The 17,726-nt window shown below is 71.8% G+C and carries 18 protein-coding genes; 8 read left to right on the forward strand and 10 right to left on the reverse strand.

The genetic code is table 11. The annotated features are described in order from the left end of the window. Positions 1–142: 142 nt before the first annotated feature. Positions 143–1,228 carry an alkene reductase gene (locus tag ACZZY9_RS06885; protein WP_192060797.1) on the reverse strand — a complete coding sequence of 362 codons (1,086 nt, stop codon included), beginning with the start codon at positions 1,226–1,228 and terminating at the stop codon, positions 143–145. Positions 1,229–1,654: 426 nt separating this feature from the next. Here ACZZY9_RS06885 and ACZZY9_RS06890 point away from each other — a divergent pair, with 426 nt between their 5' ends. Then, the gene (locus ACZZY9_RS06890) at positions 1,655–2,140 is read left to right on the forward strand and encodes a hypothetical protein (RefSeq protein WP_463463523.1); all 486 of its coding nucleotides are present in this window, start codon (positions 1,655–1,657) and stop codon (positions 2,138–2,140) included. Between the two features lie 126 nt (positions 2,141–2,266). Here the strand turns inward: ACZZY9_RS06890 and recQ are convergent, their stop codons facing one another. From recQ to ACZZY9_RS06905, 3 genes are all read right to left on the reverse strand, one after another. Beyond that, on the reverse strand, positions 2,267–4,399 hold the full coding sequence (gene recQ, locus ACZZY9_RS06895) for a DNA helicase RecQ (RefSeq protein WP_463463524.1): 2,133 nt from the start codon (positions 4,397–4,399) through the stop codon (positions 2,267–2,269). 9 nt (positions 4,400–4,408) lie between these two features. After that, the gene (locus ACZZY9_RS06900) at positions 4,409–5,386 is read right to left on the reverse strand and encodes a lysostaphin resistance A-like protein (RefSeq protein ID WP_463463525.1); all 978 of its coding nucleotides are present in this window, start codon (positions 5,384–5,386) and stop codon (positions 4,409–4,411) included. 139 nt (positions 5,387–5,525) lie between these two features. Then, positions 5,526–8,075 (reverse strand): 5'-nucleotidase C-terminal domain-containing protein, encoded by a 2,550-nt coding sequence (locus ACZZY9_RS06905; RefSeq protein ID WP_463463526.1) that lies wholly within the window; start codon positions 8,073–8,075, stop codon positions 5,526–5,528. 194 nt (positions 8,076–8,269) lie between these two features. Between ACZZY9_RS06905 and ACZZY9_RS06910 the strand changes: the two genes are divergently transcribed. The 3 genes from ACZZY9_RS06910 to ACZZY9_RS06920 all read left to right on the forward strand — a co-directional run bounded on the left by ACZZY9_RS06910 (position 8,270) and on the right by ACZZY9_RS06920 (position 10,673). Continuing rightward, a complete protein-coding gene (locus tag ACZZY9_RS06910) occupies positions 8,270–9,223 on the forward strand; it encodes a shikimate dehydrogenase (protein WP_463463527.1) in 954 nt (317 codons plus the stop codon). A gap of 1 nt (position 9,224) precedes the next feature. Beyond that, positions 9,225–9,998, forward strand: a complete 774-nt coding sequence (aroD, locus tag ACZZY9_RS06915; RefSeq protein WP_463463528.1) for a type I 3-dehydroquinate dehydratase — start codon at positions 9,225–9,227, stop codon at positions 9,996–9,998. A 414-nt stretch (positions 9,999–10,412) separates the two neighbouring features. Then, on the forward strand, positions 10,413–10,673 hold the full coding sequence (locus tag ACZZY9_RS06920) for a DUF6458 family protein (RefSeq protein WP_192060804.1): 261 nt from the start codon (positions 10,413–10,415) through the stop codon (positions 10,671–10,673). Between the two features lie 114 nt (positions 10,674–10,787). Here ACZZY9_RS06920 and ACZZY9_RS06925 read toward each other — a convergent pair whose 3' ends face one another. The 3 genes from ACZZY9_RS06925 to ACZZY9_RS06935 all read right to left on the reverse strand — a co-directional run bounded on the left by ACZZY9_RS06925 (position 10,788) and on the right by ACZZY9_RS06935 (position 13,507). Continuing rightward, on the reverse strand, positions 10,788–11,435 hold the full coding sequence (locus ACZZY9_RS06925) for a GNAT family N-acetyltransferase (protein WP_463463529.1): 648 nt from the start codon (positions 11,433–11,435) through the stop codon (positions 10,788–10,790). Positions 11,436–11,603: 168 nt separating this feature from the next. Then, positions 11,604–12,572 (reverse strand): aldo/keto reductase, encoded by a 969-nt coding sequence (locus tag ACZZY9_RS06930; protein WP_463463530.1) that lies wholly within the window; start codon positions 12,570–12,572, stop codon positions 11,604–11,606. Next, the gene (locus tag ACZZY9_RS06935) at positions 12,569–13,507 is read right to left on the reverse strand and encodes a helix-turn-helix transcriptional regulator (RefSeq protein WP_463463531.1); all 939 of its coding nucleotides are present in this window, start codon (positions 13,505–13,507) and stop codon (positions 12,569–12,571) included. The genes ACZZY9_RS06930 and ACZZY9_RS06935 overlap by 4 nt, the downstream gene beginning before the upstream one ends. A gap of 222 nt (positions 13,508–13,729) precedes the next feature. On the opposite strand from ACZZY9_RS06935, the gene ACZZY9_RS06940 reads away from it, so the two are divergent. The 4 genes from ACZZY9_RS06940 to ACZZY9_RS06955 are packed head-to-tail and all read left to right on the forward strand — an operon-like array spanning position 13,730 to position 15,522. Continuing rightward, a complete protein-coding gene (locus ACZZY9_RS06940; RefSeq protein WP_463463532.1) occupies positions 13,730–14,305 on the forward strand; it encodes an RNA polymerase sigma factor in 576 nt (191 codons plus the stop codon). A 13-nt stretch (positions 14,306–14,318) separates the two neighbouring features. Continuing rightward, positions 14,319–14,735: a hypothetical protein gene (locus ACZZY9_RS06945; RefSeq protein ID WP_463463533.1), complete on the forward strand. Its 417-nt coding sequence runs from the start codon at positions 14,319–14,321 to the stop codon at positions 14,733–14,735. A gap of 36 nt (positions 14,736–14,771) precedes the next feature. Further along, positions 14,772–14,981 (forward strand): PadR family transcriptional regulator, encoded by a 210-nt coding sequence (locus ACZZY9_RS06950; protein WP_463463534.1) that lies wholly within the window; start codon positions 14,772–14,774, stop codon positions 14,979–14,981. Continuing rightward, positions 14,974–15,522, forward strand: a complete 549-nt coding sequence (locus ACZZY9_RS06955; protein ID WP_463463535.1) for an HAAS signaling domain-containing protein — start codon at positions 14,974–14,976, stop codon at positions 15,520–15,522. Before ACZZY9_RS06950 ends, ACZZY9_RS06955 begins: the two co-directional genes overlap by 8 nt. A 139-nt stretch (positions 15,523–15,661) precedes the next feature. Here the strand turns inward: ACZZY9_RS06955 and ACZZY9_RS06960 are convergent, their stop codons facing one another. From ACZZY9_RS06960 to ACZZY9_RS06970, 3 genes are all read right to left on the reverse strand, one after another. Further along, positions 15,662–16,480: a CPBP family intramembrane glutamic endopeptidase gene (locus tag ACZZY9_RS06960; protein WP_463463536.1), complete on the reverse strand. Its 819-nt coding sequence runs from the start codon at positions 16,478–16,480 to the stop codon at positions 15,662–15,664. Positions 16,481–16,542: 62 nt separating this feature from the next. Next, a complete protein-coding gene (locus ACZZY9_RS06965; RefSeq protein WP_463463537.1) occupies positions 16,543–17,232 on the reverse strand; it encodes a DUF4232 domain-containing protein in 690 nt (229 codons plus the stop codon). Between the two features lie 99 nt (positions 17,233–17,331). Next, a complete protein-coding gene (locus tag ACZZY9_RS06970; RefSeq protein ID WP_463463538.1) occupies positions 17,332–17,613 on the reverse strand; it encodes a hypothetical protein in 282 nt (93 codons plus the stop codon). Positions 17,614–17,726: the final 113 nt, after the last annotated feature.

Raw genomic sequence — 17,726 nt, forward strand, 5'->3', positions numbered from 1 at the left:
CCGCGCCCGCACCGCACGCGCAACCGCACCCGCACGGTGGGCAGAAGACGCCCCCCTCCGCGACGCGAAGGGCGGGTTCTGACCACCGGACGGGTGCGGCGGCGGGTGGAGCGTGTGTCGCGGGCGGGCGGGCCCGAGCCGACTAGCTCGAGACGCTCGCGAGCGTCGGGTAGTCGGTGTACCCCTCGGCGCCCGGGCCGTAGAACGTGCTCGGGTCGGGCTCGTTCAGCTCGGTGCCGCGCTCCCAGCGGGCGACGAGGTCGGGGTTCGCGATCGCGAGGCGACCCACCGCGATGGCGTCGGCGAAGCCGCTCTCGACCAGGTCGCGGGCCTCGGCCAGGTCGGTGACGGTGCCGAATCCGCTGTTCAGGATGACGTTGCCGTCGAAGCGGCGACGGAGTCGCTGCACGAGCTCGCCGCGCGGGTCGGCGTGCAGGATGCTCAGGTACGACAGGCCGAGCGGTGCGAGACCGTCGACGAGGGCGTCGTACGTGGCGGTGACGTCGTCGACGTCGGTCTCGACGACGTCCTGGATGTTGTGCATCGGCGAGATGCGGATGCCCACACGACCGGCGCCGATGGCGTCGGCGACGGCGACCGCGGTGTCGATGCTGAGTCGCGCGCGGTTCTCGGGGGTGCCGCCGAACTCGTCGGTGCGCACGTTCGAGACGGGCGACAGGAACTCGTGCAGCAGGTAGCCGTTGGCGCTGTGCAGCTCGACGCCGTCGAGTCCCGCCTCGAGGACGGCGCGCTTCGAGGCGGTGACGATGTCTGCGATCACCTGGTGCACCTCCTCGGTGGTGAGGGCGTGGGGCACGGGGTAGTCGCGCTTGCCGTCGGGGGTGCGGACGACGCCGTCGATGGCGACCGCGCTCGGGCCCACGATGCGCTCGGTGCCGGTGACCTCGGTGTGCGTGACGCGACCGCCGTGCATCACCTGCATGACGATCGTGCCGCCCTTCGCGTGCACGGCGTCGGCGACGCGCTTCCAGCCGGCGACCTGCTCGTCGGTGACGATGCCGGGCTGCCCCGGGTACGCCTTGCCCTCCTGCGTCGGCCAGGTGCCCTCGGTCACGATGAGACCCATCGTGGCTCGCTGCGAGTAGTGCTCGACCGGCAGGTCGCCGGGGACGTCGCCCTCGCTGGCGCGGACGCGGGTCAGCGGCGCCATGGTGACACGGTTCGAGAGCACGAGGTCGCCGAACGTGGCGGAGGAGAACAGGCTCACAGTGAGTCCTTTCATAGACGGATGTCGACGTGCGCCGGAGCGCACCCCGAGCCGAACCACCGAGGAGGCGCGGGCATTCCACCGAGGACGGCCCGGTCTCCGAGTCCGCAGCAGCTTCACAGGCTGGGGCTCGCGGGCAGGGGCTCGCAGGTGAGGGCTCGCGGGCGGGGCGCCGGAGGCAGGGGCTCGCGGGCGGGGGCTCGCGGGCGGGGCGCCGGAGGCGACCACCCGGTCGACCGTCGGGGTGGCCGTGACGGGTGATGCGCACGTGCACCGGGCGGTATCGGGGCGAGACGGGCCGTGTCCCCGTTATGGAGGATTGCCGAGGTGCGGGGCGCCTCCTATGCTCGGCCCGTGGGGATGACGACGAAGCGAAGCGCAGCGCGGGGGACGCGACTGCGGAGAGGTGCATCCGGATCCGTCGAGGTGGACGCTCTCGTGCTCGACGCGACGGACGCCGACGCGGGCGCGGGCGCGCTCGCGGAGCCGGCGGACGCGGTCGTCCCCCTGCCCGCGGGTCTCGCCCGGCGGACGATCTACCTGCTCTCGCCGGTCGTCCACGGCTTGTTCGGGGTGCTCGCGTTCGCGGGTGCCCTGTCGGTGACGCCGGACGCTCTCGGCCCTGTGGCGGGCATGGTCGCCCGGATGCTCTACGTGTCGTCGGCGCTGCTGTCGTTCTTCCTGACCACGATGATCGTGGCGGTGCGCGTCACTGTGAGGCGGGGCGGGGTCCGACCGCCGCTGAGCGTTCCGCTCGTGTACGCGTTGAGCCCGGTGACCGGCGGGCTGATGCTCGCCGCCGCGTACGTCTCGCAGCTGAACGGCGGTCCGTTCGCCGGCGGTTGGGGAGCGATGCTGCTGACGACGCTGTCGCTCGTGCTGCTGACCCAGCGGTCGCGCACGCGGCCCTAGTCGCCCCGGCGCCGCGCACGAGCCGTCAACAGACCCGGCTCCGCGCACGAGCAGCCAGCCGCGCGGACGCCGGCCGGCTCGGCGCCCCGGAGGCCCAGCACGCCGACGGTTCAGCGCACCGACGGTTCAGCGCCAGTCGTCGGGCGGGACGCTCTCGTCGTACGGGTCGAAGGGCGGCTCGTCGTACGGCGGCGCGTCGTCGTGGGGCGGCTCGTCGCGAGGCGGGCGCGTCGGGGCGGGCCGAGCGCGAGCGGGCTCGCCTCGGCTGGAGCGCGCGGGAGTCGGTGCGGTGCGGGCGGGCTCGGCCCGGGGCGCCTCGGCGCCACTCGACCCGGCCGAGGGCGCCGAAGCCGCCGCCTCAGCCGCGTCTTCTGGCGACGTGCCGCCGACGACGTCGAGCACCTGCTGACCGTAGGTGTCGAGCTTCTTCTGGCCGACGCCGCTGATGGTGGCGAGCTGGTCGAACGAGGTCGGACGGGTGGATGCGATACCGCGCAGGGTCGCGTCGCCGAAGACCACGTACGCGGGCACACCCTGAGCCTTCGCGATGCCCGCCCGCCACTGGCGCAGGGTCTCGAAGAGAGGCTGATCGGCGGCGTCGAGATCGGCCGCACCGGCGCCCGCTCGCGAACCCCGCGCACCCGAGGCCGACCCCGAACGCGACCGAGCCGCGCGGGGTGCGCGCTCGGGCTCCTTGCGGAGCCGCACCGGCCTGCCCCCCGAGAGCACCTCGCCCGCCGCATCGGTGATCAGCAGCGTGCCGTAGCCGTCGGGCGACACGGCGAGGATGCCCTGGGCGAGCAGCTGCCGGACGACGCCCCGCCATTCGATCTCGGTGAGCTCGGAGCCGATGCCGAATGTCGCGAGCTGCTCGTGCCGGTTCTGCGTGATGCGCGGGGTGGTCTTGCCGAGCAGGATGTCGATGATCTGACCGGCGCCGAACTGCTGGTCGCGCTCGCGCTTGAGGCGCACGACCGTCGAGAGCAGCTTCTGCGCGGCGACGGTGCCGTCGATCGCCTGGGGCGGCGTCAGACAGGTGTCGCAGTTGTGGCACGGGGTGCTCGTCTGGCCGAAGTAGCCGAGCAGCTGCACGCGTCGGCACTCGACGGTCTCGCAGAGCGCGAGCATGGCGTCGAGGTGGGCGCTGAGCTTGCGCCGGTGGTCGGCGTCGCCCTCCGACTGGTCGATCATGCGGCGCTGCTGCATGACGTCCTGCAGCCCGTAGGCGAGCCAGGCGGTCGACGGCAGGCCGTCGCGACCCGCTCGCCCCGTCTCTTGGTAGTAGCCCTCGACCGACTTCGGCAGATCGAGGTGGGCCACGAAGCGCACGTCGGGCTTGTCGATGCCCATGCCGAACGCGATCGTCGCGACCATCACGATGCCGTCTTCGCGGAGGAACCTCGACTGGTTGCGGGCCCGCACGCCCGCGTCGAGACCCGCGTGGTACGGCAGCGCGGCGATGCCCTGCTTGACCAGGAACTCGGCCGTGCCCTCGACCGACTTGCGCGACAGGCAGTAGACGATGCCGGCGTCGCCGTCGTGCTCGGCGCGGATGAACCGCAGCAGCTGCTGCTGAGGGCCGTCTTTCGACTCGATGCGGTACTGGATGTTGGGCCGGTCGAAGTCGGCGACGAAGTGCGCGGCGTCGTCGAGCTCGAGCCGGGCCGAGATCTCGCGATGCGTCGTCTCGGTGGCCGTCGCCGTCAGGGCGATGCGGGGCACGTCGGGCCAGCGCTGGTGCAGCACCGAGAGCTCGAGGTAGTCGGGGCGGAAGTCGTGGCCCCACTGCGCCACGCAGTGCGCCTCGTCGATGGCGAAGAGCGACAGTCGCGCGCGGTCGAGGAGGTCTTTGGTCGAGTCGAGCCGCAGCCGCTCGGGTGCCAGGTAGAGCATGTCGAGCTCGCCGGCGACGAAGGCCCGCTCGACCTCGCGCCGCGTGTCGGGGTCTTGGGTCGAGTTCAGGAACTCGGCACGCACGCCGACCGCCTCGAGGGCGTCGACCTGATCTTGCATCAGTGCGATCAGCGGCGAGACGACGATGCCCGTGCCCTCTCGCACGAGAGCGGGCACCTGGTAGCAGAGCGACTTGCCGCCACCGGTCGGCATCAGCACGAGAGCGTCGCCGCCGCCGACCACCTGCTCGATGATCGCCGCCTGCTGCCCCCGGAAGTCGTCGTAGCCGAAGACCCGCTGCAGCACGTCGAGGGGTGCGGCGGAGGCCGGTCGGGCGACGGCGGAGGTGGTGGGAGCGTTGGTCACCAGGCGAGTCTAGGAGGCGCGACCGACAGGCTCGTCGGCCCCGTGCCTCCTGGTGGGAACCACCCCGACGAGGCCGTCTGGGGAGGAGCGTCCGAGCCCCGCCGCATCGAACGCCCGCACGACGAGCCACACGTACAGCGGCGTCGTGACGACGGTGACCGCGAGGCCCAGCGGGCTGCCGTCGCTCGACGGGGTGCCCGCGAACGGCGCCAGCAGCACGAACAGCACGACGTTGTTGAGCACATGGGCGACGATGGCGGCCTCGAGCCCGCCCGTCCGCCAGGTGAGCCAGGCCGCGGCCACCCCGAAGACGGCGACATCGGCGAGCCCCCACGGGTTGTACGCGTGCGCGGCGGCGAACGCGATGGTCGGCAGCACGATCGCGACCACGGGCCAGGCGATCCACGAGCCGAGGGCCTGCATCGCGAACCCGCGGAACGCGTACTCTTCGGCCGTCGCCTGCAGCGGCACCAGCAGCACGATGACCACCAGCGACCAGACGAGCGCGTCGGGCGGGGTCGTCACCGGCCCGAGACCGATCGACGCGCCGGTCAGCAGGGGCACGGCGAACGAGCTCAGCAGCACCGTCAGCCCCATGAACACCCCGGCCGGCACGAGGCAGCGGGCCAACCAGCCCCAGCGCAGGCGCCCCGCGACGCTCGAGAGTCGCCCCGGCCCGCCGAGCCCCGCCGCGCGGGTCGCGAGCAGCACCGACGGCAGCATCATGACGATCGACCCGAGCGTCAGCAGCATGACGAGGGGCTCGGAGGCGTCGAGCGGATCGGCCTGCAGCGCCCGGTACACGCGACCCACCGCGTCGGCGCCCGCCACGACCCGCAGCACGGCCGTCACGGCGAGCACGAAGGCGTTCGAGAGGACGAGATAGAAGACGACCGCCAGCACGGCGGCCAGCACGGCGGCCAGCACGGGCCGGTACCAGCGGTACGTGGGCAGTGCGCGGAACATGCGGTGGTAGGCGACGGTCACGACTAGAGGGTACGGGTCGCCCCCGACAGCCCCGCGTGCGACCCGGCGGCTCGGCGACCCGCCGGACGGACGCCGAGACGGCCCGCGTCGACGCCCCGCGAGGAACGCACGACACGGGCCGCCGAGCAGGCGCGGGCCTCTAGAACAGGACGATCACGACCGCCAGCCCGCCGGCCGAGCCGTCGAGCGCCGCGTCGCCGCTGTACTCGCTGGTCAGCAGGTGGATGCCGCGGCCGAGCTTGCCGACCTGGACGGTCGCCTTGCCGTCGGGGCCGACGGTGGCGGTGCCGACGGTGCGGCCGTTGTCGCGCACGGCGACGGTGCCGGTCGGGGTGACCGCGCCGGTGACCGTGGCCGTGTAGCTGACCGGGGAACGCGAGGTGGTCAGCAGGGCCGAGGCGCCGCCGCGGACCCGCGACGACAGCTTGTCGACCGTGACCGCGGACGAGCTCGCCGAGGTCTCGGTGTAACCCTCGGCGGTCGCGGTGACCGTGACCGCGACCGAACGGCCGGCGTCGGCTGCGACGAGGCGGTACCGGTCGCCGGTCGCACCGGCGATGGGCGCACCGTCGCGGGTCCACTGGAAGGCGCGGGTGACGCCGTCGACGCTCCACGCGCCTCCGTCGGTGCGGAGCGTGCGACCGACCACCGCGTCGCCCGTGATGCGGGGCGCCGTGACCGACTCGATCGGGACGGCAGGAGGCGCGGCGATCTCGAGCGGGACGGTCGCGGTCGTGCTCGTGCCCTCGACCGAGATCGTCAGCTGGCGGGTGCCCGCCTCGAGCCCCTCGGGCACGGTCACCGCGAGCGTGGCGCGACCCTGCTCGTCGGTGCCGGTGACCACGGTGCCGTCGATGGGGGCCGACCCGACCTGCGTGCCGTCGAACGCCGCCGTCACGGTGCCCGTGATGGGGCCGCCGTTGCTGAACAGCAGCGACGAGAGACCGAGCGACACGGTGTCGCCGGGGGCGAAGCCGCCCTCGGGCGCGGCCGGGACGGTGACGCCGACGGAGCGCTGCGCGAGGTCGGGCGAGACGACGGGGTTCGCCGCGAAGTAGTCGACCTGGCTCTGCAGATCGACCTTGCCGCTGTCGGCCTTCGCCGAGGCGCCGTTCAGGGCGGTGAAGTTGTCGCCGCCCGAGGCGAGGAACGAGTTGACGGTCACCTTGTAGCTCGCGGTCTCGTCGAGCGGCTGACCCTGGAACAGGATCTGACCGATGCGCGAGCCGGCGGCGGCCGTCGGGTCGTAGGTGTAGCTGAGACCCTTCGAGACGCCGAGCTTCAGGAACGGCCGCGACGAGCCCGCGGGCTGCCACTGCTGCTCGAGCGTCTGACGGATCTGCGCACCGGTCAGCGTCGAGACGACGAGGGTGTTGGCGAAGGGCTGGACGGCGGCGGCCTCCTGGAAGGTCACGCGGCCGTCGGGGTCGATCGTCGCGTCGCCGCTCGAGGCGTACTTGAGGTCGGCGCGGAGACCGCCCGGGTTCATGAACGCGATCTGCGCGCCGTTCTCGACGGTCGCGGCGAGCTGGGCGTCGGCGACGAGGTTGCCGAGAGTGGACTCGCCGCCGCGGTTCTCGCTGCCGTCGAGCTGCTTGGCCCGGAGGACGTCGGCCGTGATCGTGCCGACGGGCTTGCGACCCTCGACGGCGGCCACGGCGACCGCGTCGGAGACGATCTTGGCCACGGCGGGGTCGGGTGCCGCCGACTGGTAGAGGGGCACCAGCGCGCCGGTGACCGACGCCTCGTCGGTGGCGGCGTCGTAGGTGACGGTGAGGTGGCTGAGGTTCGCGCCGTAGCTGCCGGTCTGGACGATCGGACGGGGCTTCGTGCCGCCCGTCGGCACGATGTCCTCGAAGTCGTAGGTCGCGTGCGTGTGCGCCGAGAGGATGGCGTCCACCTCGGGCGAGACGTTCTTCGCGATGTCCGCGAAGTCGGAGTCGCCGGTCGCGTCGGCCTCGACGGCGGTCGCGTTGCCCTCGTGCACGAGCAGCACGAGCACGTCGGCCTCGCCGTTGTCGGCGTCGTCGACCCCGTCGGTGAGCTCGGCGGCGGCCAGGTTGACCGAGTCGACGATGTCGCCGAACTCGAGCCCCTCGATGCCGGCCGGGCTGACCAGCTCGGGCATCAGCTCGGTGATGGCGCCGATGAACCCGACCTTCACGCCGCCGACCTCCTCGACGTAGTAGGGGTCGTACACGGGCTCGCCGGTCGCGCTGTCGAGGATGTTCGAGCTGACGTACGGGAAGTCGCTGCTCGGCACGACGCGGTCGTCGAAGTCGGCGCGGCCCTTGTCGAACTCGTGGTTGCCCGGGGTGCTGACGTCGAGCCCCATCGAGTTGAGGGCGTCGAGGGTCGGCTCGTCGTCTTGGATGAACGACGTGAACGTCGAGGCCCCGATGTTGTCGCCCGACGAGACGAAGAGCGTGTTCGGGTTCGCGGCACGGAACTCGTTGACCTTGCCCGCCATGACCGCGGCGCCGGCGGTCGGGCTCGCCTCCTGGGCGAGTCGCCCGTGGAAGTCGTTGATGCCGAGGATGTCGATCGTGGTCGTGGCCGCCTGCGCCGGGACGGCGACGAGCGTGCCGAGACCGAGCGCCGCGACGGTGACGCCGACGAGAGCGACTCCGCGGACGCGACGACCGCCTCCCTGGCTTCGGTTCTCTGAGGACGGGGGGCTTGTGCGCATGGGCGTCTGTGCTCCTGGTACGTGGCGGTCGGGGCCGACGACTCCCCTGAACGAGGGTCGACATCGAGAGCCTAGGTTTCGGCTGGGAATCGGGCAAGGATCCGCCGAGGAACGTCACGTGTTGTTCACGCAGGGGCGTCTGGGGAGGGATCGCTAGGCTGAGGCGTCCGCCGATCGAGCCCGGAGGTGCCCGCGTGACCACCCCCCGCACCCGCCTCGCCGTGCTCGGTTCGCCCATCGCCCACTCGCTCTCGCCCGTGCTGCACCGGGCGGCCTACGACGCGCTCGGTCTGCCCTACGGGTACGACCGCGTCGAGGTCGCCTCGGGGGCTCTCGGCGGCTTCGTCGCCTCCCTCGATCGGAGCTGGCGCGGCCTCAGTCTCACCATGCCGCTGAAGCGCGAGGTGCTGCCGCTGCTCGACACCGTCTCGCCGCTCGCCCGGCGGCTGGGCGTCGCGAACACGGTCGTCCTCGACGCCGACGGGCGACGGCACGGTCACAACACCGACGTCGACGGCATCGTCCGCTCGGTCGCCCTGCGGCACGACGCCCGGCCGACGTCCGCCGTCGTGCTCGGCGGGGGCGCCACGGCCGCCTCGGCGCTGTCCGCCGCCTGGCGCCTCGGTGCGCGCTCGATCGCCGTGCTCGTCCGCGACCCCCGTCGCGCCGGCGAGCTCGCGCCGCTGGCCTCCGATCTCGGGGTCGACCTCGAGATCCACCCTCTGACGGCGCTCGCCGGTCTCGGCCCTCTCGACTTCGTCATCAGCACCCTCCCGGGAGGCGCGGCGGACGACCTCCCGCTCGCTCCGGTCGACGGGGCCTCCCTGCTGTTCGACGTCGCCTACGAGCCCTGGCCGACCCGCGCCGCCTCCCGCTGGTCCGACGCCGGCGGGCTCGTGCTGAACGGGCTCGACATGCTCGTCGAGCAGGCGATCTCGCAGGTCGCACTCTTCGCCGACGGCGGCGAGGGCGAGGCGCGGGCCGGGCACGACGGCGGGGGTGCCACGACCGCGGTCGACGAACCGCTCGAAGCGGCGCGGGTGCGCGAGGCGATGCGTCGGGCGGTGGGCTCCCTCGCGGGGGCGACCCGCGCCTCCTCGGCATCCTCGTCGGGCGCCGCCTCGACCTCCGACGGCGGAAGGCGCTGACATGATCCCGACCCCTCGCCCCGTGACCCTGCGGTCGGTCGTGCTCGGCGACGGCCGACCCGCCGTCTGCGTGCCGCTCACCGGTCGCACCGAGGAGGCGCTGGTCGCCACGGCCGCCGCACTCCCCCGCGAGGCGTACGACGTCGTCGAGCTGCGCGTCGACTGGCTCACGGCGGTCGACGACATCGCCCAGGCCATGTCGGCGCTCGTCGCCGTCCGGGCGACCCTGGCCGACGACGTGCCGGTGATCGCGACCTTCCGCACGAAGCAGGAGGGCGGCGAGCGCGACATCACCCCCGACGACTACGGCCTGCTGCTCGGCGCCCTGATCGGCACGGGTGCGGCGGACGCCGTCGACGTCGAGATGTTCACGCAGCCCGACGTGCTCGAGTCCGTCGTCGACGCGGCGCACTCGGCCGGGGTGCCGGTGGTCATGTCGTCGCACGACTTCGCCGCGACGCCCACGCGCGACGAGATCGTCTCGCGACTGCTGCTGCAGCAGGAGCTCGGCGCCGACGTCGTGAAGCTCGCCGCCATGCCGCGGTCGGCGGACGACGTGCTGACGCTGCTCGCCGCGACCCTCGAGTTCAGGGCGGGGCCGGGGCTGGTGCCGGCCGTGACCATGTCGATGGGGCCGCTCGGCGCGGTGTCGCGCGTGGCCGGCGAGACCTTCGGCTCGTGCCTGACCTTCGGCACGGTGGGCGACTCGAGCGCGCCGGGGCAGCTGGACGCCGCCGGGCTGCGCGCGACGCTCGAGCTGCTGCACCGCGGGTAGCGGCGGGGCGCGGGCACTGCGCCAGGATGTGGACACGACGCCGGGTTTTCATCTGGCGTCGTGTCGATCTTCTGGCGTCGTGGGTGAGCGGCCGTCGGGTGCAGGCCTCCGAGGGAGCCGACCGCGGCCCCACCACCGGGAAACGAGCGACGGTCGTCGCTCAACGAGGGCCGTCGGGTCGGGCTCGCCTCGGAGTGAGACGACAGTAGCGCGCGGGAGCGCACCCGGTCGAGCCGCCGGGCGGGGCGACATCGGGCGGCGAACGGGGCGACACCGGCCGGCGGGCGGGCACCCCCAGTCGGGGGCGAGCGGAACACGGCGACCGTCTCGTGCGTAGCGTGGGCGCCAGACAGCATCCGGTCGATCGGGACGAGCCCGTTCGGCACTCGCAGGATGCGTGACGAAGGAGAACCCATGAGCATCGGCGGCGGAATCGCCTTGATCGTGATCGGCGCGATCCTCGCGTTCGCACTCGACCTGCAGGTTGCCGGTATCGACATCCAGCTGGTCGGCTACATCCTGATCGCCGCGGGGGTCGTCATCACCCTCCTCGGCATCGTGTTCCTGACTCGTCGGCGCCAGGTCACCTCGACCTCGCGCTCGGCGGTCGACCCCGTGACCGGTGAGCGCGTCACGCGTCGCTCCACCGAGGACGGCGGCGGCCCGGTCGTCTGACCGGCACCCGCCCACACCCCCGACGGCCCCGTGCCCTGCCTGACCGGCAGGGTGCGGGGCCGTCCGGTCGTCGGCCCGGCGAGTCCGCTCGATCGGAGCCCCCTCGTGATCGAGTCAGTCGTCGTCAGAGCCTCGGGGGCGCCACATCGCCATCGGGCGACCCGAGGGCAGACCGGTGATCGACCCCATGTCGACGAACGCGAATCGACGGTAGAGCGCCCGGTTGCGCTCGGTCGACGACTCGAGATAGGCGGCGCCCCCGGCCGCATCGATCAGCTCCAGCCGGTGCGCGAGCAGCGACGAGCCGACGCCCAGACCCCGTGCGTCCGACGCGACGCCGATCTCGGCCAGGTACCAGTGCGGCAGCACCGGTCTCGGGCGCTGAAGCACCGTGCGATGCCGGACGGCGGCGACGGCGCCCGGGAGCCCGAGCGCCCGCAGATAGCGAGGGATCTGCTCGACGAACGGCCGCAGTCGCGCGCGTCCGGTGCGGGGGGCCTCCCAGACGGCCGTCCCAACGATCGTCCCCCGCTCGTCGACTGCGACGTCGACGGTTCCGCCCTGCAGGGGCCCGGAATTGATCATCGCCCAGAACAGCTCGTCGAGTCGGCGGCGTCGATCCTCGGGGGTTGGCACGAAGGAGGCCATGACCGGATCGTGCTCGAACGCCTCGGCGAGCGGCCGAGCCGTGTCACGCTCACCGCGACGAGCCGGTCGGACGGTGATCGCACGGACGGGAGAGACCTCGGATGCATGAGTCATGAGGACACCGTACGGGTGACTATTGGCCAGGTGGCCAATTCGACGGGTCTCCCGGCGACCACCCAGCCCCTTCAGGGTCGACACGCAGTCGGCCAGGTGGCCGGAACCTCCTGGGCTCAGCCCCTGACGCCCCCACGGGAGCACCGCCCCAGGCGGGAACGGGGGTGGTCACCACCAGAAGGGCGCCTGCGGCACGTATCGCTCTTCGAGGCGGCGGACGTCGTCGTCGCTGAGCTCGACCTCGAGGGCGGCGGCCGCGTCGTCGAGGTGGTGCGGCTTCGTCGCGCCGACGATCGGGGCCGAGACCACGGGGTTGCGGAGCACCCAGGCGACCGCGATCTGCGCCATCGGCACCTCGTGCTCGGCGGCGACCTGCTCGACGGCATCGATGATCGGGCCGTCGGCGTCGGTGTCGAACGCCTTGGCGACCTCGTCGACGGCCGAGCGGCCGGTGGTCACGTCGCGGGGGCGCGTGAGCCGCCCCTTGCCCTGCGGCGAGTAGGGAACGAGCCCGACGCCGAGGTCGGCGCAGAGCGGGATCATCTCGCGCTCCTCCTCCCGTTTAAGGAGGTTGTACTGGTCCTGCATCGACGCGAAGGGCGTCCACCCGTTCACGACGGCCGCGGTCTGCATCTTGGCGAACTGCCACGCGTACATGCTCGACGCGCCCGTGTAGCGGACCTTCCCGGCCCGGACGAGGTCGTGGAGCGCCTCCATCGTCTCCTCGACCGGGGTCTCGTCGTCGTAGCGGTGCACCTGGTAGAGGTCGATGTGGTCGGTGCCGAGGCGTGAGAGCGACGCGTCGACCTGCTCGAGGATGGCCTTGCGCGAGAGGCCCGACCCGCCGGGCCCGTCGTGCATCCGGCCGCTGACCTTCGTCGCGAGCACGATGTCCTCGCGGCGCGAGTACTCGCGGATGGCGCGGCCGACGTACTCCTCGCCGGTGCCCTCCTGGTACACGTTGGCGGTGTCCCAGAAGGTGACGCCGAGCTCGACGGCCTGGCGGAAGAGGGGCGCGGAGGCCTCCTCGTCGAGGGTCCAGGTGTGCAGACCCCGCGTCGGATCGCCGTAGCTCATGCAGCCGAGGCCGATGCGGCTGATGCGCAGGCCCGTCGTCCCGAGTCGTCCGTACCTCATCGTGAGCTGTCCTCTCGTCGTGCGTCGTCTCGCGTGCGATGCCCGTCGGTGGGGCCTGCTGGTTCTCGAGCCTGCGGATCGACCGGGCCGGCGCCCCAGCTGGCGAGGAGAAGGAGGCGCTCCTCGGTCGGCGTGCCCGGCTCGGCGCTGTAGATGAGGAAGTTCAGCCCCGGCTCGCCCATCGGCTCCATGGCCGCGTAGACGAGGTCGAGATCGCCGACGACGGGATGCCGGAACGATTTGCTCCCCGAGGCGTGATGCCGCACCTCGTGAGCGCCCCACCGGGTGCGGAACTCGTCGCTGCGGGTCGACAGCTCGCCGACGAGGTCGTGCAGGGCCTTGTCATGAGGGTCGCGGCCGGCCTCGGTGCGGAGGATCGCGACGTTGATGTCGGCGGCGATCGACCACGACGGGTAGAAGGCCTCGGCCAGCTCGCGGTGCAGGAACACGAAGCGGGCGAGGTTGACGGGCCGGTCGGAGAGGGCGTAGAGGTCGGAGTAGAGCGCCCGGAAGAGAGCGTTCTCGCCCAGCACGTCCATCCGTCCGTTCCGGACGAACGCGGGCCCCGAGGCCACGGAGTCGAGGGCCAGCTGCAGGGCGCGCGAGACGCCGGCGGGACGCGCACGCGACCTCGACCGAGCCCGGACGGGCGACTCGTTCGCGGCGCGCGCGAGGTCGGCCAGGTGCGATCGCTCGGCCTCGTCGAGCAGCAGCGCGCCGCCGATCGCCTCGAGCACCGCCTCGGACGCTCCCCCGAGGTCGCCGCGTTCGAGGCGCGAGTAGTACTCGACGCTGACGCCGGCGAGCATGGCCACCTCGGCCCGCCGCAGGCCGGGCACGCGCCGCCCCGGACCACCGGGCAGCTCGACCTGCGCGGGGGTCACGCGGGCCCGCCTCGTGGTCAGGAAGTCGCGCACCTCGCTCCTGTTGTCCATGGGATCGACCGTATGACACCGAGAGCGCGCTCAGGGGTGTTCCGATGGAGCACCCCTGATCCGGGATCTCCTGCCGGCGTCGACGGCGAGCACTTCTCAGTATCGTGCGCATCGAGCGTGACGGACAAGCGGGCCGCCCGCAGCGGCGGAAGACCGTTCTGCCTGGTCACAGAACGGCCCCGCCCGGCACTTCACTACTGAGAGCGGAAGTGAGGACGACCGATGAGACGACGATCGACACCGGGCGAGACCGAGAACGATCTGGTGGCTCGTGCGCGCGGCGGGGACATCGATGCGTTCGAGGCGCTGACCCGCCTGCACGTCAGGAGCGTGCTCCGATACGCAGCCTCGGTGGTGACCGATCGTGGCAGCGTCGAGGACGTCGCCCAGGAGGTCCTGCTCGTGGCCTGGCGCCGTCGAGCGGACCTCGACCCGGAACGTTCTCTGCTGCCGTGGCTGCTCGTGACGACGCGCCACATCGCAGTCGCGACCAACCGTCGGGCCATCCGACAGGAGGCCGGCGATCTCGACACGGTGGACCACCTCCACCAATGGGAACGCGGTCGAGACCGACGCGCGGCAGCGGAGGAGCTCGCTCATCTGCAGGAGGCCCTCGATGGTCTGCCACCGGACGACCGCGAGCTCGTCCGTCTCTGCTTCATCGAAGGACTCTCCTACGACGAAGCCTCGGCGGCGCTCGGTCTGACGCCTCCGGCGACACGCAAACGCGTCCAGCGCATCCGCGGCCGGTTGCGCTCCTTCCGCACAGCCACCACCGGCACGCAGTACGAGAACTGAAAGCAGGGCGAACATGACGAACACGAACTGGTCCGACACCGACCTCGATGCCGCCGCAGGTCGGATCGAGCACGCCCTCTCACGGAAGCTACGAGGTCGGAGGCGACTCCACCGCGGGGCGGTGGCCGCGGGCGTCGCGGTGCTCGGAGTCACGGGAGTCGCGGCCGCATCGGCGCTGCTCCCTCCGCAGACCAAGGGCGAAGTCGACGGGGCCGCGCCGTACATCTCGGCCGTGTCGTCGTGCCTCGACACCGCAGGCTGGAACGTGTGGCTGGCCCCGTCCGACGGCCTCGACCCCACCGCGGACAGCATCCACTTCTCCGTGAACGGCTACCAGCAGCTCCGCTTCGCAGACGACATCGACCGGTGCCGCGCCGACGTCGCCCGGGCGAACGGCGTCGACGTGATGGACGTCATCGGACTCCGATAGCCCCGCGGAGCCCTGGTCCGACTGCATCGGCAGCCGATGGCTCATCGGCACGCTGTACCCCTCCTCGGCCGCCTCCGGACGCAGGGCCTCGTCACGGCGTTCGATCAGCCGTCGGCGACGGGACCAGTCCGGAAGTACTACCGCCTCACTCCGCTGGGGCGCAGTCAGCTGACTGCGTTCCGCCTCCAGTGGGGCTCCTTCACCGCCTCGGTGCACCGACTCATCGGAGAGGACACTCATGACTGACACCACACCCGAGATCACCACGGCCTACCTGGCGCAGCTCGACACCGAACTCGCTCAGCTCCCCACGGAACTGCACCACGACATCCTCGCGGGGATCAGGGAGGAGCTCGAGGGTCTCGATGCCGGGGCCGCCGCCGCTCGCATCCATCAGCTCGGCGACCCCGCGTTCATCGCCGCCGAGGCCCGCGGCGAGGTCCAGGGCGATGCCCCGGGCGTCGCCGCGGATCCGCCGGTTCCCGGCCGGACCTTCTCGATCGTCGCAGTCGTCGTCCTCATCGCCGGCTCGCTGCTGGTGCCGGTCGTGGGCGCTCTGGCCGGCCTCGTCTTTGTCAGCCGGTCCAGGGCCTGGACCCGCCGAGAGAAGACCGCAGCCTGGCTCGCACCCGTGGGCGTCGCCCTCCTCGCGCTGGCGGCCGTGGCGCTGATGGCCTCGGCCGACCTCGGCGGCGCCCACATCGTCGTCCTGGTCGGCTACCTCGTCTTCCCCCTCGAGGGCATCGCGCTGGCCGTTCGAGCCCGGTCGCGAGGCTGGCGCCCCTGACCCTGCGGGCGATACCTGACCACGCGGCGGTCAGCTCCCGAAGGACTCCGACCTGCGGATCGATCACGAGGAGGACGGAAACCGATTCCATGTCGCGATCACGTCATGCCCCGGAGGTCCACTCGGTCGAGGTGGAGAGCTAGGCGACCTGCTGCTCGTGACGTGACGGACGGCGCTCCGTCACGAGGAAGACGACGAGCAGCACGACGCCGACGAGAACGACGACGATGTTGCCGAGCTGAGCCAGGGACCCGAGGCCGCCCTGCAGGGGGTTCGTGGCCTGCATGAAGATGCTCGGGTCCGTGCTCGCGTGAAGCAGGATCGGAGCGATGATCGTTCCGGTCACCCGCAAGGCGAGGTACATGCAGAGGCCGAAGAAGAACGTGTAGAGCATCTGCAGCATCGTGGGGATCAGCGCTTGACCGGTGAACAGGTTGGTCGCATGCAACAGCGAGAACAACGCCGCCGAGACGAGCCCGACGGCGATCTCCGAACGGCCGGCCGAACGCATGATGCGGACCACGTATCCACGAGTCAGCACTTCTTCGGAGAAGCCGATGACGAGCCCTGCGAGCAACCAGGCGGCGACCCAGTCGAAGCCTGCGGCTTCGTAGTCGATGCTGGCGAAGCGCAGCACGTTGAAGAGCAGCACCACGGCGACGGCGATCCACATCCAGCCTCGACCTGGAGCTCCCTGGCGCGCGAAGAGGCCTCTCAGCCAGCCCAAGCTGGCGCCGAAGCCGATCAGGATGAGGCTGCCGATCAGGACCGGGACGACGATGAGCACGAGGACGTAGCTGGCGGAGCCGGCGTCGCCGATGAACGGCACGAACGGTGCCATCAGGAGCGATGCGGGTTCGTAGATGGCGAGGTAGCCGACGGCGAGGATCAGCGCCTTCCACCACCGGCCCTGTTCCCAGAACCGCTTCCACCCTGATCGTGCAGCCGTGTCTCTCATGATGATCCCCTCGGTCGGGGTTCAGTCAACCATCAGCTTCGAGGCAGACTCAAGTCCGGCGCTCACGGGCCGGGCTGGATCGCCCCCACCGAGAGCTGCTGGACGCTGGGGGACGTGCAGGCGGTGAACAGATCTCCGCCGGCTCCGATGTACAGAGACGCCGTCGACCCGGGCGGGTAGACCCGGAAGCCCTCGCTCTGCTGCGGCTGGCACTCGGCGGCATCGTAGTTACCGGCCTGCACCATGGTCAGGATCGCCTGGGCGTACCCGCCGGGAGAGATCTGCACGGTCGGGTGCTCCGACGCCCGATCCAGAGTCGCCGAGGCCCCGAGCTGGGTGCCGTCACCGCCTCCTACGAACGACACACCGGGCCAACCCTGCAACTCGCAGGTGCGGTCGCCGGTGTTCGTGAGGATCAGAGCGACACCGTAGCTGCCCGGCAGTCCGCCACCCCCGTCGTCGATCGCGCCCTGCAGCTCGTCGACGGTGCACCGGTCCGCGGCGGCCCCGATCGTCCCGTCGCCGAGATCGCCCCCACCCCCGGACTCACCGTCAGGGCCGGGTGCCGACGTGGCCGGCGGCGCGGGAGCGGCGGAAGGCGACGGCGTGGACGTCGGCGTCGGCGTCACCGTCGCGGTGACGGTCTCCGTGCCGGGGGACGGTTCCGAGGCGTCGGGCGTGCAGCCGGCCAGCATGACGACCAGCGCTGCAGCGGACACGGTGACGGTGAGAGGCGTGGAACGAAAACGCATGCACTCCACACTGGCACGCCGCGGGGGGAACATGCTCACGGGCGGCTGTCACGATGCGCCCGAAGGCCTTCAGCCGGCCGCCCACCCCGGAGTCGCCGCTCAGACCCGGTCGAGCCTGCTTCTGATGCCGCCGAGATGCAGGGCCCGGGGTCCTGACGCGACGTCGCCGAGGCGGGCCAGGAGGCGACGAGCCGCGTCGAAGACTATGGGGTGTTCGACCCCGTAGGTGAGGACACCGTCGAAGACCGTGTCGACGAGCTGTTCCGGCTCCGGCCAATGCGGCAGGACACGGGCGACGTCATCCTCGTCGAGGTAGGCGGTGATGGCCTGCCGCCCGGCCCACAGGGGTACGAGGGCCGTCGCCGACAGATCGAGTGTCACGGAGCCGGAGCGTGACGGTGCACATGAGCGACTGCTTCCTGTCAGGTCTCCTAGGCTGGAGAAGACACCCCGAAGCGTAGTCAGCAGAGCGCATCGACGCCGCCCGGGCCGGG

The sequence above is a fragment of the Frigoribacterium sp. AC394 genome, from assembly GCF_979258095.1.